14 protein-coding genes are annotated in these 15728 nt (G+C 60.8%); 12 read left to right on the top strand and 2 right to left on the bottom strand.

What is annotated here, in order from left to right; translation table 11 throughout:
• Window positions 1-117 precede the first annotated feature (117 nt).
• The 10 genes from fliF (at window position 118) to IE127_RS12670 (ending at window position 11069) form a co-directional block, all read left to right on the top strand.
• Window positions 118-1749: a flagellar basal-body MS-ring/collar protein FliF gene (gene fliF / locus IE127_RS12715; protein ID WP_189426023.1), complete on the top strand. Its 1632-nt coding sequence runs from the start codon at window positions 118-120 to the stop codon at window positions 1747-1749.
• Between the two features lie 8 nt (window positions 1750-1757).
• Window positions 1758-2807, top strand: a complete 1050-nt coding sequence (fliG, locus tag IE127_RS12710; protein WP_189426022.1) for a flagellar motor switch protein FliG — start codon at window positions 1758-1760, stop codon at window positions 2805-2807.
• Window positions 2808-2810: 3 nt separating this feature from the next.
• Window positions 2811-3461, top strand: a complete 651-nt coding sequence (locus IE127_RS12705) for a FliH/SctL family protein (protein WP_189426021.1) — start codon at window positions 2811-2813, stop codon at window positions 3459-3461.
• A gap of 41 nt (window positions 3462-3502) precedes the next feature.
• Entirely contained in the window at window positions 3503-3793 is a 291-nt protein-coding gene (gene fliN, locus IE127_RS12700; protein WP_244640170.1) for a flagellar motor switch protein FliN, read from the top strand.
• Window positions 3794-3805: 12 nt separating this feature from the next.
• Window positions 3806-5173 carry a sigma-54-dependent transcriptional regulator FlbD gene (gene flbD, locus IE127_RS12695; RefSeq protein WP_189426019.1) on the top strand — a complete coding sequence of 456 codons (1368 nt, stop codon included), beginning with the start codon at window positions 3806-3808 and terminating at the stop codon, window positions 5171-5173.
• Between the two features lie 128 nt (window positions 5174-5301).
• The gene (gene flhA / locus IE127_RS12690; protein ID WP_244640169.1) at window positions 5302-7323 is read left to right on the top strand and encodes a flagellar biosynthesis protein FlhA; all 2022 of its coding nucleotides are present in this window, start codon (window positions 5302-5304) and stop codon (window positions 7321-7323) included.
• 93 nt (window positions 7324-7416) lie between these two features.
• Complete coding sequence (locus tag IE127_RS12685; RefSeq protein ID WP_189426018.1) at window positions 7417-8490, top strand: zinc-binding metallopeptidase family protein; 1074 nt, start codon at window positions 7417-7419, stop codon at window positions 8488-8490.
• 33 nt (window positions 8491-8523) lie between these two features.
• A complete protein-coding gene (locus tag IE127_RS12680) occupies window positions 8524-8970 on the top strand; it encodes a GNAT family N-acetyltransferase (protein ID WP_189426017.1) in 447 nt (148 codons plus the stop codon).
• A 174-nt stretch (window positions 8971-9144) separates the two neighbouring features.
• Window positions 9145-10062 carry a PRC-barrel domain-containing protein gene (locus IE127_RS12675; protein WP_189426016.1) on the top strand — a complete coding sequence of 306 codons (918 nt, stop codon included), beginning with the start codon at window positions 9145-9147 and terminating at the stop codon, window positions 10060-10062.
• Window positions 10063-10142: 80 nt separating this feature from the next.
• On the top strand, window positions 10143-11069 hold the full coding sequence (locus IE127_RS12670; RefSeq protein WP_189426015.1) for a PRC-barrel domain-containing protein: 927 nt from the start codon (window positions 10143-10145) through the stop codon (window positions 11067-11069).
• A 6-nt stretch (window positions 11070-11075) separates the two neighbouring features.
• On the opposite strand, the gene fliJ is transcribed toward IE127_RS12670, so the two are convergent.
• On the bottom strand, window positions 11076-11486 hold the full coding sequence (gene fliJ, locus IE127_RS12665; protein WP_189426014.1) for a flagellar export protein FliJ: 411 nt from the start codon (window positions 11484-11486) through the stop codon (window positions 11076-11078).
• A gap of 56 nt (window positions 11487-11542) precedes the next feature.
• Window positions 11543-12895 carry a flagellar protein export ATPase FliI gene (gene fliI, locus IE127_RS12660; protein WP_189426123.1) on the bottom strand — a complete coding sequence of 451 codons (1353 nt, stop codon included), beginning with the start codon at window positions 12893-12895 and terminating at the stop codon, window positions 11543-11545.
• Window positions 12896-13288: 393 nt separating this feature from the next.
• Between fliI and ctrA the strand changes: the two genes are divergently transcribed.
• Together ctrA and IE127_RS12650 are read left to right on the top strand one after the other, a co-directional pair.
• Window positions 13289-13990, top strand: a complete 702-nt coding sequence (gene ctrA / locus IE127_RS12655) for a response regulator transcription factor CtrA (RefSeq protein WP_189426013.1) — start codon at window positions 13289-13291, stop codon at window positions 13988-13990.
• 214 nt (window positions 13991-14204) lie between these two features.
• Complete coding sequence (locus IE127_RS12650; protein WP_189426012.1) at window positions 14205-15728, top strand: coiled-coil domain-containing protein; 1524 nt, start codon at window positions 14205-14207, stop codon at window positions 15726-15728.

The raw sequence follows: 15728 nt of genomic DNA, 5'->3' as shown, positions 1-15728 counted from the left end.
GCGGCAAAATTTGCAGCCCTTAACGCCGGCTTAAGACAATGTTTACCAAGCGCTAGGTAATTTTTGCCCATCGATTGCGGGGGCCGCAGTCGCTGCTTTTGCAAGACCGGGTAGCGCGTGGACAATCTGTTACAGTTCCTGAACCGTCTGGGCATCGCCCGCGTCGCCGCCATGGCGACCGTGGCGGTGCTGATGCTCGGGTTCTTCGCATTCCTGATCATGCGCTCGCAGGCGCCGGTCATGGCGCCCGTCTATTCCGGCCTGTCGCTCGAAGACTCCTCGGCAATCATTGCAGAACTGCAGACCTCAGGCATTCCCTACGAACTGCAGGCCGGCGGCGAGACCATTCTCGTTCCGCGCGACCAGATAACGACGCTGCGCATGCAACTGGCCGGCGAAGGCCTGCCGTCCCGCGGCCAGGTCGGCTACGAGATCTTCGACCAGCAGTCGACACTCGGCGCCACCAGCTTCGTTCAGAACATCAACAATGTCCGGGCGCTTGAAGGCGAACTGTCGCGCACCATCTCCTCGCTGGCCCGGGTCCAGGCGGCACGCGTTCATCTCGTCTTGCCCGAGCGTGAACTGTTCCAGCGCGAACGCCGCGAGCCATCGGCCTCGATCGTCGTCACCACGCGCGGGGAGCTGTCGAGCGGCGAAGTACGCGCCATCCAGCAGCTCGTGGCATCGGCAATCGATGGTCTTGCGACCACCCGTGTTTCGCTCGTCGATTCGACCGGCCGCCTGCTCGCCTCGGGCAACGGCGACGAGAACGCGCTGATCGCCGGCGAAGCCTCGGAACTGGCTATGGCCTACGAGAACCGCGTTAGGACGCGCCTTGAAGACCTGCTGGCAAATGTTGTCGGCCCAGGCCGCGCGCGGGTCGAGGTCAATGCCGATATCGACCACAGCCGCTCGACGACGACTTCCGAAACCTATGACCCTGAGTCTCAGGTTGTCCGTTCGACGCAGCTTCGCGAACAGGAAAGCTCGTCGACCGATGGCGGTAGCGAGCAGGTTTCCGTTGCCAACGAACTGCCCGGCGCGACCACCGACACGCCGGTCAACGGGATGATGGTCGAGCAAGGCTCGACGACCGAGGAAACCACGAACTACGAGATCTCGAGCACCACGGAGACGGTGGTGAACGAGGCCGGTGGCATCAACCGCATCTCCGTTGCCGTAGTCGTCGATGGCATCTATGCCGATGATGGTAATGGCAGCTCCGTCTATCAGCCTCGTACGGCCGAGGAACTGCAGCAGATCGCGACTCTCGTTCGTTCCGCCATCGGATACTCCGAGCAGCGCGGCGACACGGTGGAAGTCGTCAACATGCAGTTCGCCGAACGTCCCGATCTTCAGATCGGCACGGACGAGCCTGGCCTGTTCGATTTCACCCGGGACGACTTGATGCAGTTTGCCGAAATGGCGGTAACGGTTCTCATCGCGCTGGCTCTTATCCTGTTCATCATGCGTCCGCTTCTGAAGCGCGTCCTGACCCCCGAGCCGCAGCCATTGGCACTTGCCGATGGCTCGGAACAGGGCGGCACTCTCGAAGGTCCTGACGGTGCATCAGGCGCGCACGGCGGATCCGATGCAGTTCCCCTTGCCGAGCATGACAGCCGGCTGACCGACGCCAAGAACATGGGTGAGGCCCAGGTGAAAACCCTTCGCACAGTTGGCGCCCTCATCGAAGAAAACCCCAAGCAAGCCGCGATGATCGTTCGCGACTGGCTCAATGACGCCGCGTAGAGATATCAATGGCTGAGGAAAACAGATCCGCTCAACTGGTCATCGGCGACAATGCCGATCATCGCCCGCTCTCTGGCGATGAGCGTGCCGCAGTGTTGATGCTGGCGCTCGGTCCAGACTACGGCAAACCGATCTTCGAGGAGCTGGACGAACTCGAGATCAAGGCGCTGTCGCGCGCCATGGTGCGGCTCGGCCCGATAACGCCTGCCATGCTCGATGACCTGCTGGTGAACTTCGTCACCACCATGTCGACCAATGGCGGCATCGCCGGCAACGCGGACACAACCGAGCGCCTGTTGCTGGGTTTTCTCCCGTCCGAGCGGGTCGATGCCATCATGGAGGAGATCCGCGGTCCCGCCGGCAGAAACATTTGGGAGAAGCTCTCAAACGTTCAAGAGGACGTGCTCGCCGCCTATCTCAAGAACGAGTACCCGCAGACGATCGCCGTAGTGCTCTCAAAGCTCGCCACCGACCACGCAAGCCGTGTTCTCGCCGAGATGCCGGAAGAGCTGGCGATGGACGTCGTGCACCGCATGCTTAGTCTTGATGCCGTGCAGAAAGACATCCTCGACAAGATCGAGTCGACGCTGCGCACCGAATTCATGTCGACACTGAGCCATACCAAGCGCCGCGACAGCCACGAGCAGATGGCGGAAATCTTCAACTCCTTCGATCGCCAGACCGAGGCGCGGTTCATGACCGGCCTTGAAGAACAAAGCCGTGACGATGCCGAGCGCATCAAGGCACTGATGTTCACCTTTGAAGACCTCACGAAGCTCGATGCCTCGGCAATCCAGACGCTGCTGCAGGCGCAGGAAAAGAGCGAACTGGCGCTCGCCCTCAAGGGCGCCTCGGACGAGATCAAGGAATTCTTCTTCTCCAACATGTCGGCGCGCGCCTCGAAAATGCTGCGCGAGGACATGGAGGCCATGGGCCCCGTGCGTCTCAAGGATGTCGACGAGGCGCAGTCGCGCATGGTCGCCAATGCCAAGGATCTCGCAGCACGCGGCGAGATCATCATCGTCAAGTCCGGCGGCGACGAGCAGATGGTGGCCTAGGCGATGACACAACCCGCACGATTCACCTTCGATGTCGATATGGGACGCAGGCGACCAGAAGCGCGCCCCGCGCCGCGCGGCGTGCCGGAAGACGAAGTGGAGCGCCGTATCGCCGAGGCCCGCCAGCAGGCTTATGCCGAAGGTATGAAGGCCGGAGAGCAGAACGCTGCGGCGATGGCCGAGCAAACCCTGGCGTCAGCGGCTGCCACGCTCGCCACCGACGCTGCACGCGCCAGCGAGGCGCTCGATACCGCGATCAAGGCGCATCTTTCGAGCGCAGTCGAACTCGCGGCAAGTGTCGGGCGAAAGCTCGCTCTGCACCTGATCGCCCGCAACCCCACGGCCGAACTCGAGGCCTTGCTGGCGGAATGCCTGACCGGGCTGGACGGCGCACCGCACCTTGTCATCCGCTGCAATCCGGAGCTCGCCGATGCCATGCGCGAGAAGGCCGAACAGCATATTCGTTCCGCCGGCTTTGCCGGCCGGTTGATCGTCATGGGCGACCCCGAGATCCGCATTGGCGATGGCCGGCTTGAATGGGTCGATGGCGGGCTCGTGCGCGACATCTCACAAGTTTCCGGAGCCATCGACGCTTCGATCCGCAACTATCTGCAGGCCAGCCAGGCTGTCCAGAACGAGGAGCAAGAGCCATGAGCAATGACTCTGATAATCCCAACAGCATGAACCTCGAAGAAATGGCCGCTCAGATGGCTGAGCCCGAGAGCGGCGCGCACGTTGAAAAGACCGCTGCCGATCTCGAAGCCGTTTTTGACGTGCCGGTGCGCATCTCGGTCATTCTCGGGCGTACCCGCATGCCGGTATCCGATCTCTTGCGCCTCGATGTCGGCACCGTCATCGAACTCGACCGGCAGGTCGGCGAGGCCGTCGAAATCTTTGTCAATGACCGTCTGGTCGCACGCGGCGAGATCGTCCTGGTCGAAAACCGGCTGGGCGTGACCATGACCGAAATCATCAAGCCGCACTGAGGAAATCTGACCATGCGTCTGCTGATCGTTGGGGCCCTCGAGGGCCAGCTGAGCCAAGCGACAAAACTTGCAATGGATGGCGGTGCCAAAGTGGCGCATGCCGGCGACGTATCGATCGCCATGTCCAGCCTGCGTGCCGGTCGCGGGGCTGACCTGCTGCTTGTCGACGTGCTTGCCGACATTGCCGGGCTGATCGCAGCCCTCGAGGCCGAGCGCATCGCGGTTCCGGTCGTGGCCTGCGGCACCGAAACCAATGCCGCCGCCGCCGTCAACGCCATCCGCGCCGGTGCCAAGGAATATATCCCCCTGCCCCCGGATGCCGAACTGATCGCTGCAGTGATCGCGGCTGTCGCCCGCGAGTCGAGCGACTTCGTCGTGCGGGATCCGTCAATGGCACGCGTCATCCAGATGGCGCGCCAGGTCGCCGCCTCGGATGCGAGCGTTCTCATCACCGGTGAAAGCGGCACCGGCAAGGAGGTAATGGCGAAGTTCGTGCACGCACAATCGCGTCGCGCCCCGAAACCCTTCATCTCCATCAATTGCGCCGCCATCCCCGAAGCGCTGCTGGAAAGCGAACTGTTCGGCCACGAAAAGGGCGCCTTCACCGGCGCTGTCGGCCGCCGTATCGGCAAGTTCGAAGAGGCCAATGGCGGCACGCTGTTGCTCGACGAAATCTCGGAAATGGACGCGCGCCTCCAGGCCAAGCTGCTGCGCGCGCTTCAGGAGCGGGTCATCGACCGGGTGGGCGGCAATCGTCCTGTGCCCGTCGATATCCGTATTCTGGCAACCTCCAACCGCGATCTGTCCGTTGCGGTACGCGAGGGCCAGTTCCGCGAGGACCTTCTGTTCCGGCTCAACGTCGTCAACCTGAAGCTGCCGCCGCTGCGCGAGCGCCCGGGCGACATTGCAGCGCTCTCAGAGCACTTTGTTGAGAAATACGCCAAGGCCAACGGCATGCCGGCAAAGAGCCTGTCGCCGGAAGCGCAGACTGCGCTGCAGCGCGCGCCCTGGCCGGGCAATGTGCGCGAACTCGAGAACACGCTGCACCGCGCAGTGCTGCTTGCATCGAGCGACACCATCACGCCCGAGGACATTCTGCTGCCCGACGGCACAGGCCTGACCGAGGCTGCAAGGGCGCCTGAATTACATGAGCAGGCAGCGCAATCTGCCGCCAACGCAGCAAGAAGCCTAGTCGGCCGGACCGTCGCCGATGTCGAACGCGACCTCATCCTCGACACGCTCGACCACACGCTCGGCAACCGCACCCACGCCGCGAACATACTCGGCATTTCCATTCGCACGCTGCGCAACAAGCTCAACCAGTATGCCGAAGAAGGCACGCTGGTCCCCGGACCCGGCGAACAGCGCTCAGTCGCCTAGGCCCCTAAAAGGATACGTCGCTGGTGACCGACACCCCGAACACTTCAGATCGCAAGTTCACGCTCCCCAGCACGAAGAGCGTGATCGACACGCTGCGCTCCGGCGACATTGCCCTCGCGACAGGGGTGATGGCGCTAATCGTCGTCCTTATCCTGCCAATGCCCTCGATCATGCTCGATGGGCTGCTGGCGATCTCCATCGTGTTCTCGGTGCTGATCCTGATGACGGCGCTGTTCATCCACAAGCCGCTGGAGTTCTCGTCGTTTCCGACGGTGTTGCTGATCGCCACCATGCTGCGGCTCGGCCTCAACCTTGCGAGTACCCGGCTTATTCTGTCCAACGGCCACACCGGTACTGATGCCGCCGGGCACGTCATCGAGGCGTTCGGCAATTTCATCATGCGCGGCAACTTCATCATCGGTCTGGTGGTGTTTGCCATCCTGGTGCTGGTGAACTTCATCGTCATCACCAAGGGTTCGGGCCGCATCGCGGAAGTTGCGGCGCGCTTCAGCCTCGATGCCATGCCCGGCAAGCAGATGGCGATCGATGCCGATCTCTCCGCCGGCCTGATCGACGAGGCGACGGCACGCGCCCGCCGCGCCGAGCTTGAGGGCGAAAGCGCCTTTTTCGGTAACATGGATGGTGCCAGCAAGTTTGTGCGTGGCGATGCTGTTGCCGGCCTGATCATCACCTTCATCAACGTCATTGCCGGTATGGTCATCGGCGTCATGCAGGAGGGATTGTCGTTCTCGGAGGCCGGGAACGTCTATACGCTGCTCACGATCGGCGACGGCCTCGTCAGCCAGATCCCGGCGCTGATCGTCTCGACGGCCGCCGGTATCCTCGTTTCCAAGTCCGGCGTTACCGGTAGTGCCGACAAGGCTCTCGGCAAGCAGTTCAGCGGCTATCCCAAGGCGCTCGGTATGTCTTCAGCGGTGATGGCGCTGCTGGCGCTGCTACCGGGCATGCCGTTCATCCCATTCATGGCACTGGCCGGCGGCGTCGGCTACGTCGCCTACCGGGCGAGCAAGGCCCGCAAATCGGAAGCTGTCGAAGAAGCGATTTCCCAGGCCCAGCAGGGCCCGGCCGGCGAGCCGCAAACAGCCCCGGAGCCTCCGATCACCGACAGCCTCAAGATCGATGAACTCAAGCTCGAGCTCGGCTATGGCCTTTTGAGCCTCGTCAAGGAAGACGAGAACGGTTCCGACAGGCTGACCGACCAGATCAAGGCTCTGCGCCGCCAGCTTGCTGTCGATCTCGGCTTCATCATGCCGCCGGTGCGCATCCTCGATAACATGCAGCTTGAGCCGAACCTTTATAAGGTGCGCATCAAGGAAGTCGAAGCGGGCGGCGGCGAAGTGCATGCCAACCTGCTGATGGTGATGGACCCCACAGGCAACTCGATTTCGCTGCCGGGCCACCACACGACCGAGCCGACATTCGGCCTGCCTGCCGCTTGGATCGAGCCGGGCCTGCGTGACGAAGCAGAGTTTGAGGGGCTGTCGATCATCGATCCCTCGACGGTGATCTCAACGCACCTGACCGAAATCCTCAAAGCCAATGTCGCTGACCTCTTGAGCTACGCGAATGTGCAATCTCTGCTGAGCGGGCTCGACAAGGACCAGCAGAAACTTGTTGAGGATATCGTCCCCTCGCAGATCAGCGTGTCCGGGATCCAGCGCGTTCTGCAGGCACTCCTTAACGAGCGCGTCTCGATCCGCGATCTGCCGACCATTCTTGAGGGCGTCGCCGAGATCGCAGGGCCTGGCCGCTCGCCGCAGACCATTGCCGAGCATGTGCGATCACGCCTCGCGCGCCAGCTTTGCGCCGCCAATCTCAACATGGAAGGCAATTTGCCGCTTCTGACGCTCTCGCCGCAATGGGAGCGGGATTTCGCCGAAGCCATGGTCGGCGAAGGCGAAGCGCGTCACCTGGCGATGGCGCCGTCGCGCCTGCAGCAGTTTATCGGGGCGGTGCAGGCCGGATTCGAAAAAGCAGCGCAACAGGGCGAATTGCCTGTCCTCATCACCTCGCCTGGCCTGCGCCCGCATGTGCGCGCCATCATCGAGCGCTTCCGCCCACAGACCGTGGTAATGAGCCAGAACGAGGTGCATCCACGCATCCGGCTGAAGACCGTCGGAAGCGTCTAGCGGTCAATTCCACCATCGCGTCACACGCATCGAAGATCTGACGGAACAGCAACCCCGGTGGCGCATTTACTACCGCACTCATCGGGGCCCAAAATGAAACTCTTCACCTGCGATCACTGTGGCAATACGGTCTATTTCGAGAACGCGCTTTGCGAAGCCTGCGGTCACCTGCTGGGCTATTTGCCACGCGAAAACATGATGATCGCCCTTAAGGCAGATAACGGGGTCTATCGCTCCGTGACGGTTCCCGACAACACCTATGTCTATTGTGACAATGCGCGCCACGACGCCTGCAACTGGCTGATCGACGCGCAGCCGGACGGCGACATTTATTGTCTCGCTTGTCGGCACAACGAGACGGTGCCCGATCTTTCAGTTCCCGACCATTTGCATCAGTGGCAGGTCATCGAGCGGGCAAAAAAGCGTCTCTTTTATTCGCTCTTGCGTCTCGGGCTTCCGCTGGAAACGCGCGCCGAGAACCCCCAGCACGGATTGGCTTTCGATTTTCTCGCCGAAGCTAGGGGAAATGGCGAGCAGGTGATGACTGGGCATGACCGCGGCTACATCACCCTGGCACTTGCCGAGGCCGATGACGCTGAACGGGAACGTCGGCGTGCTGCGATGGGCGAACCCTATCGGACCCTTCTCGGGCATTTCCGGCACGAGATCGGCCATCACTACTGGGATCTGCTGGTGGAGGGTCACCTAGTCCTTGAGGAGTTCCGCAGGGTATTCGGCGACGAAACGGAAGACTATGGCGATGCGCTCAAGCGGCACTATGCAAACGGTGCCCCCGCCGACTGGCCACAGAACTTCATCAGCGCCTACGCGACCTCGCACCCGTGGGAAGACTTCGCGGAGTGCTGGGCGCATTACCTCCACATCACCGATACGCTGGAAACTGCTTCACAGTATCAGGTTGAGGTTCACCCGCCGCACGGAGGCGACACCGCCTTGAGGGCTGGATACGATCCTTATCAGGCACAAAGCTTCGAGCAGATCGCCGCAAGCTGGATCCCGTTGGCGGGCCTGACCAACTCCCTCAACCGGTCGATGGGTCTCGCCGACGCCTATCCCTTCGTCCTCACCCCAGAAGTCATCAAGAAGCTGGCGCTCGTCCATCGCATTGTTCACGGCAACACCGCGGGTGACAGCAACGCCCGTTAAGGGTACGGCTGCGCCAAAAATGGAGCCGTACTAATGACCGAGCTGCACTACCTGCGGGTTCCAGCGTTCTCAACCCTTTCGCAAGCTGCCTTCCGTCTGCGCCGAGAGGTTTTCGTAGCCGAACAAGGTGTACCAGAAGAGATTGAGCTGGATGCAGATGACTTGGTCGCGCAGCACCATGTTGCCATCGCCGAGGGCGAAGTGGTCGCAACACTGCGGGTCGTCTTCAAGCCTGAACACGCCAAAATTGGCCGGGTGGCGGTCTCGAAGGCCTGGCGCCGGCGAGGCATTGCTCGAGCGCTATTGATGGCCGCCATGCAGGAGTGTCGGCGAAATGGCCATGACCGTTTCTATCTCGCCGCGCAAATCGATAAACTGGGCCTTTATGAAGGGCTTGGGTTTCAGGCATTCGGCGGAGAGTTCATGGATGGCGGCATGCCGCACCGGGCCATGCGCACCTATGATCTCGATGAACAGTAACCGTGTAGGGGCCTGCTGCTGGCCAGAATATGGCGAAGTCAAGGAATCGTGAAAACTGCGGGAACGAGTGATCTGCTTTGGCGTTCATTCCAGCATAATGGGCCGCGCGACAGCTCACCGGGAAGTTAGATGTCGCACGACCCTGTTCAAAACAATGAACAGCTGGAGATTACTATGATCCGCACCCTTTTGACCACCACTGCCATTGCAGCTCTTCTGGGTTCGGCCGCAATCGCCCAAGATGCGCCTGCCGTAGACACCGAAGCTCCCATGAACGAGATGGAAGCGCCGGCCGAAGGCATGGAGCCAATGGATGATGCTGCCGCCCCTGAAGAAGGCGAAGATGCCATGGCTCCGGCCGATGGCGAGCTGACCACTGAAGGCGGTGCCATGGCACCGGCCGAAGGCGATGACGCCATGGCCCCTGCCGAAGGCGACGATGCAATGGCCCCTGCTGAGGGCGATGCCATGGCTCCTGCCGAAGGCGATGACGCCATGGCCGTTGAAGGCGAAGAAATCCTGAGCGAAGATCAGGAGCTCAACACCGACGCCCCTGAGGACGAAATGGTCGATGAGCCGTGGGACGTCTCGCAGGGTTACACTGCGGCGGATTCCGACAATCTGATCAGCGAAATGCTGGGCATGCCGGTCTATTCGTCGGCAGCTGACGATGCCGAGAATATTGGTGACATCAATGATCTCGTCTTCACTGCAGACGGCCAGCTCGAGGCAGTTGTCATCGGCGTAGGCGGTTTCCTCGGGATTGGTGAGAAGCAGGTTGCGGCCGATTTCGAGCTGCTGAACTTCACCATCGCTGCGGATAACACCGAGCGTTGGGTCCTTGAGACCAATGCCGAAGCCCTTGAGGGTGCTCCGGAGTTCGTCTGGGCGGAAGACCAGCCAGTTGACCCAGCTGGCGCAATGGCCCCGGCTGACGGTGGTGCAATGGCCCCCGCAGATCCGGCTGGTGCAATGGCCCCCGCTGATGGCGCAATGGCTCCGGCTGAAGGGGGTGCAATGGCCCCTGCCGATGGCGGTGCAATGGCGCCGGCTGAAGGCGACATGGCTCCTGCCGAGCAGCCCGCACAGTAAGCTACGCGCTACTATTGAGTTCTTGGGTCGGCCCGTCCGCGGGCCGGCCTTTCTCATTCCAGGTAAACGAGGCCGTGAACATGATCCGCAATATTCCAATCACCCTAGGACTATTGGCTGCTGCGACATCGATCTCAGTTGCGCAGGTGCCGGAGGTTGATCTGCCCGGTGACACACGGTCCTCGAGCCAGCTTGAGCAAGTGGGCCTGACCCCGCCCACGGTGATGTCGGAGGGACATCAGGTCACTTCAGAGGAAACCCTCGCCAGCGTCATCTTTGGCCAGCAGATTCATGACAGCACAAACGCACAGGCCGAACTCATCGGCACCGTTGAAGATCTGGTGATCGGCCCCCTGGGTGATGTCAGCGCGGCAATCGTCGATGTCGGCGCCTATCTTGGGGTCTCTAGCAAATTTGTCGCAATCGATTTTCAGGATCTCTCACGCACGCCGGTGTCGGACGGCACGACACGATGGGTACTGGAGACCACGCGCGATTCACTCGCAGGCGCGCCCGAATTCCAATGGCCGCAAACCTCAGACGCTTCTCCGCAGGTTCCCGATACACCCGCCGAGGAGCAGCAGCAGATGGTTGGTGAGGAAGAGCAGACGGGCCAGACCATCGACCCCACGATGACCACCGATCAAGCGGAAAACGCTGCTCCTGGCCTGGAGGAAAGCGGCGCAGCGGTCGACCCGCAGCCCGAAGAGTTGCGCGGTATGGGGGTATACGGGGTCAATGACGAACCAATCGGTACCATCAATGAAGTGTTGGCTGACCCGAACGGTCAGATCGACGCGCTGGTCATCGACGTCGGTGGATTTCTCGGCCTTGGGGCAAAGCCGGTGGCGGTTGCCTATGAAAACCTGAGCTTCGGTGCCGACATTACCGGCGACCGATACCTTTACCTCAATACGTCGCGCCAGGCTCTCGAGGCACAGCCGACCTACAATCCGCAGACATACCCACAGGAGCGGGCAACGCAACGGATGTTGATTCAGCCTTAATCGGAGCTACTTGAACTGGCGCAGGCGGGCAATTTCGTCGTAGCCGGCTTGTTCCTCGCGCGCCCGTTCATCGCTTTCGCGCTGGGTTTCGCGCTGATCCAGCAGTTCGACCTTCTTGAGGTCCTCGACAGCCTCGGCAAGCGCGTCCTGAGCTGCTTCGAGCTTGTGACGCATGTCGTTCGCCGACGCGAGGAGATTGTCGCGACGTTGGGCAGCGGCCTTGGCAAAGGTTGAATACGCAAAATGCGCGACGTCGGAGATACCGGTCTTTTGATGCTCGATCTCGATTTGCTGATCGAGCTCGGTCGCCATGCGCTCGAAGTCGGCGACCATCATTTCAATCTGCGTCAGTTGCCGACGCTTCTCATCGACCTGAAATTTCTTGAGCCGAATGAGGCTCTCGCTACGCGATTTCACGACCTGTACTCCTTACACCCCAAGGTCCCCGGCGGGCTGGCACCCACCGAATAGTCTTAGCCAGAGCCTTCCGCCCCCACGATTGCCGCCAAGCGGCGATAGCCTTCCGCCAGCGAGGTCTGATCGTCCGGATCCTGGCTCAAAAAGGCCTCCAGATCCGGCGTCAATGCAATCGCCTGATCCACCTTCGGATCCGACCCCTTCCGGTACGCCCCGAGACGGATCAGTTCCTCCATATCGGCATACACCGACATGAATTCGCGGGCGCGAGACAGGACGGGCCGAAAGTCTTTCGGCACGCATCCCGGCATGGTCCGCGAAATGGACCGGAGCACGTTCACCGCCGGGTAGCGTCCCCGCTCGGCTATACCGCGCTCCATCACGATATGCCCGTCGAGAATACCGCGTACGGCATCCGCGATCGGCTCGTTGTGGTCATCACCTTCCACCAAAACGGTAAATAAGCCGGTAATGGAACCGGAGTTCTGCCGCCCTGGTCCGGCACGTTCCAGCAGCCGCGGCAACTCGGTAAAAACTGTCGGTGGATATCCTTTTGCCGTCGGCGGCTCCCCGATCGACAAGCCCACTTCGCGCTGTGCCATGGCAAAGCGGGTGAGACTGTCCATCATGCAAAGCACGCGCTCGCCCTGGTCGCGGAAATATTCCGCGATGGTCATCGTCATCAGCGCTGCCTGACGGCGCATCAGCGCCGCCTCATCCGAAGTGGCGACAACCACGACGGCACGGGAGAGTCCGGCTTCACCGAGGTATTCCTGAATAAACTCGTGAACTTCCCTGCCCCGCTCGCCGATCAGTCCGATGACCGCGACGTCGACTTCGGTGTTCCGTGCGAGCATGGACATAAGCACAGACTTGCCGACGCCCGAGCCGGCAAAAATCCCCATGCGTTGGCCATCGCACATCGTCGTAAAGGTATTGAGGGAGCGCACCCCGAGGTCGATCGGGTCGCCCACACGCACGCGCTCATGGGCGGGCAAAGGATCCGCTCTTAGTGGATAGGGCGCCGCACCTGATGGCAACGCACCTTTCTGGTCGATCGGCAGGCCCTCGGCATTCACCACCCGACCCAGCCAGTTGTGCGACGGGTAGATTTCACCCGCGTGCCGCTGGAACACCGCCCTGCAGCCGAGCCTGACCCCATCGAGCTGCCCGAACGGCAGACACAGCGCATGGCCATCGCGAAAGCCGATAATCTCGCACTTGAGGTTCTCGCCGCCACTGGTCTCGATCACCACCCGGCCGCCCACCTTGAGCTCGCGCACCGGCCCGACGATTTCAACCAGAAGGCCCTGCACCGATTTAACGCGCCCATAGACAGTCACCTCATCGATAGCATCGACGCTGGCGATAAGCGGGCGAATATCCAAAGGACCCGAGCCGACTGACATCGTCACCTTGCCCCCTTTGCCAGATCAGCCAACGAATCACTTGGTAACGCGGCGTTAAGCATTTTTGGCTAATGGCACATTTGGGGCCATTTGTCTGCGCGAGACGCTTCAACCGCCCCACTCCCCCACGTGAGCCCGAATGGCAGAGTCCCGAGAGTCGCTTAAAAGGGCTTCTTAAACCAATTTCTTAAAAATTAATTGGCCATTTTTATTAATACTTTCAGTAAGTTACATTTAATCAAGGTTACCCGTTTTCGCGTATTGCGGATCAGAATTAAACTTTGTTAACTATTAGGGCCTAGATTGTGTCCATGCCCAGTACGGGTTGCGAGGCTGTCTCGGCGGAAGCGGCCTCACCGGTTCCAGCAGGGAACGATTGGCAAGGGGAATATTATGCGGGTACTCCTGATAGAGGACGACAGCGCAACCGCGCAGAGCATCGAACTCATGCTCAAGTCGGAAAGCTTCAACGTCTACACCACCGATCTCGGCGAGGAGGGTGTGGATCTCGGCAAGCTGTATGATTATGACATCATCCTGCTCGATCTGAACCTGCCGGACATGAGCGGCTATGAGGTTCTGCGCACGCTGCGGGTTGCGAAGGTCCAGACGCCGATCCTTATTCTCTCCGGTCTTGCGGGGATCGAAGACAAGGTTCGTGGCCTTGGGTTCGGTGCAGACGACTATATGACCAAGCCGTTCCACAAGGACGAGCTTGTGGCACGCATCCATGCGATCGTCCGACGTTCGAAAGGTCACGCACAGTCTGTCATCCAGACCGGCGACCTGAACGTTAACCTTGATACGAAGACTGTCGAGGTCATGGGTCAGCGCGTTCACCTGACCGGCAAGGAATACCAGATGCTGGAGCTGTTGAGCCTGCGCAAGGGCACGACGCTTACCAAGGAGATGTTTCTCAACCATCTCTATGGTGGCATGGACGAGCCGGAACTGAAGATTATCGACGTGTTCATCTGCAAGCTGCGCAAGAAGCTTTCAGTGGCGACAGGCGGGAAGAATTACATCGAGACTGTCTGGGGACGCGGCTATGTGCTGCGCGAACCCGATGAGAACGAGTATTCTGAAAGCGCCTGAGGGCGTTCCGAAATCGCTGAACTTTGCAAGCGCTGTGCCTCAGGCACGGCGCTTTTGCTTTTGCACCAAACGCGCCTCAAACGCCCCGCTGTCATCGCCCTGACAAACCAGTTGTGCGAGGCTGATGGACCACGCCCCGGTTTTCTGCTTTGCTCGGAACCAAGGCCCGAAACCGGGCGTTGCATAATAGTGACAAAATTGGGGCAGGATTCCTATGGCTGAAAACTCAACCTCGCAGCGCTTTCGCGATCCACTGGTTCTAGGGCTGGCCGTTGCCGCCGTTGTCGGCTGGCTGGTTTTTCTAATCTTCTGGGGCAGCTCGGCGTCGCAGCAAAGCGCGGTCCAGACCGAGTTGGCGGACGCACAATCCGCTCTGACATCGGCGGAAGGCGAACGAGACGAGTTGCAGACCCAGCTGACCGAGATGGAAAACGCCGGCACCAATTACGAAGAACTTCAGACGCAGCTTGAGACAGCCCAGACCGAGTTGGATGATGTCAGCGCTCAGCGCGACGAGGCAATGACCGAGCTCGAGAGCGCGAATACTGAACTGGCTCAGGTCACTGACACTCTGACGGCGCGCCAGGAAGAACTGGCTCAGGCGCGCCAGGACATGGAAAGCGCTGAAGAGCGCCGCACCCAGGCCGTTACAGAAGCCGAAGATGCACAGGCAACACTTGCCCAATCTCGCGATCAGCTGTCGGCAGTGGGCGAACGGCTGGAAACTCTTCGCAATGAGGAAGCACAGATCCGGCAGACGGTTGCGCAACTGAATGAGGAGGCGGCCACCAATTCCGAGCGCCTCGCGCAGATGCAGACGAGCATGCAGGAAGCGCAGCAGGCTGAGGAACAGGCACGCTCTGCTCTTAACGAAGCGCAGGCTACGCGTGACCAACTGGCAGCTGAGCGTGATCAGCTGGATGCGGCGGTCGCAGACCTCCAGGCTGAGCGTGCCGGTCTTGAGAGCGAAGTATCGGAGTACCGCCAGCAGCGTGACCAGCTTCAGGAGCAGGTCAACGATCTCGCCGAGAATCTCGCAATGCGCAGTCAGCAGCTGGAACAGGTCGAGCAGGAAATCACTGCCACCACCAATGAGGACCAGCAGACCTCTGAGGGCGAAGCGCAGCGTACACAGGGTGAGCAGCAGCAGCCATCAGATGAACAGGCTGTCGAGACCGATGAGGCGGCCGCTGTCGAGGAAGACGAAGCAGCTTCCAGTGAACAGCAGGAGGCTGAACAGCCGGCGGCTCTCGCGCCTAATGACTCGGGCGAAGACGCTACCGAGGCTGGTCAGCAGGAAAATGGCAATAATGCAGACGAGCAGCAGGGTTCTGCCGATCAGGCCGTAAATCAGGAAGAGCAGCCTGCTGAGGAGCAGGCTGCCAATGAGTCAGGCGAAGCTGTTGAACCGCAGGTCCAGGGCAATCAGTTTGCCGGAGATTACCTTCTCGAGAGCAACGGGCTGAGCGCGACGTTTACGGAAGACGGCACGTTCACGATGCTTGAGGATCAGTCCGGTGACGAGGTAACCGGGAACTATCTGGTCGCCGAGGATCAGTTGAGTCTGACCGACGTCAGCGGAGACATTGGTGACGCGGTGTTCCCGATGGTCTGCCTGATCGAGCTTGGCGACGATGGCCGGTTCACGCTTTCGGAAGGTGACAACTGCATTCTCGCTGGCAGCGTATTTGTCCGCGCGCCCGCTGAAGACGAAGCGAACGCCGAGGCCCAGCAGTAA

It is taken from the genome of Devosia pacifica, assembly GCF_014652635.1.
Taxonomy (GTDB): Bacteria; Pseudomonadota; Alphaproteobacteria; order Rhizobiales; family Devosiaceae; genus Devosia; species Devosia pacifica.
This window is presented reverse-complemented; position numbering and strand designations above follow the sequence as displayed.

Coding starts and splice junctions, on each gene's coding strand:
- fliG (WP_189426022.1), top strand. CDS start 1,758: ATGGCTGAGGAAAACAGATCCGCTCAACTGGTCATCGGCGACAATGCC.
- IE127_RS12705 (WP_189426021.1), top strand. CDS start 2,811: ATGACACAACCCGCACGATTCACCTTCGATGTCGATATGGGACGCAGG.
- fliN (WP_244640170.1), top strand. CDS start 3,503: ATGGCCGCTCAGATGGCTGAGCCCGAGAGCGGCGCGCACGTTGAAAAG.
- flbD (WP_189426019.1), top strand. CDS start 3,806: ATGCGTCTGCTGATCGTTGGGGCCCTCGAGGGCCAGCTGAGCCAAGCG.
- flhA (WP_244640169.1), top strand. CDS start 5,302: ATGGCGCTAATCGTCGTCCTTATCCTGCCAATGCCCTCGATCATGCTC.
- IE127_RS12685 (WP_189426018.1), top strand. CDS start 7,417: ATGAAACTCTTCACCTGCGATCACTGTGGCAATACGGTCTATTTCGAG.
- IE127_RS12680 (WP_189426017.1), top strand. CDS start 8,524: ATGACCGAGCTGCACTACCTGCGGGTTCCAGCGTTCTCAACCCTTTCG.
- IE127_RS12675 (WP_189426016.1), top strand. CDS start 9,145: ATGATCCGCACCCTTTTGACCACCACTGCCATTGCAGCTCTTCTGGGT.
- IE127_RS12670 (WP_189426015.1), top strand. CDS start 10,143: ATGATCCGCAATATTCCAATCACCCTAGGACTATTGGCTGCTGCGACA.
- fliI (WP_189426123.1), bottom strand. CDS start 12,895: ATGTCAGTCGGCTCGGGTCCTTTGGATATTCGCCCGCTTATCGCCAGC.
- ctrA (WP_189426013.1), top strand. CDS start 13,289: ATGCGGGTACTCCTGATAGAGGACGACAGCGCAACCGCGCAGAGCATC.
- IE127_RS12650 (WP_189426012.1), top strand. CDS start 14,205: ATGGCTGAAAACTCAACCTCGCAGCGCTTTCGCGATCCACTGGTTCTA.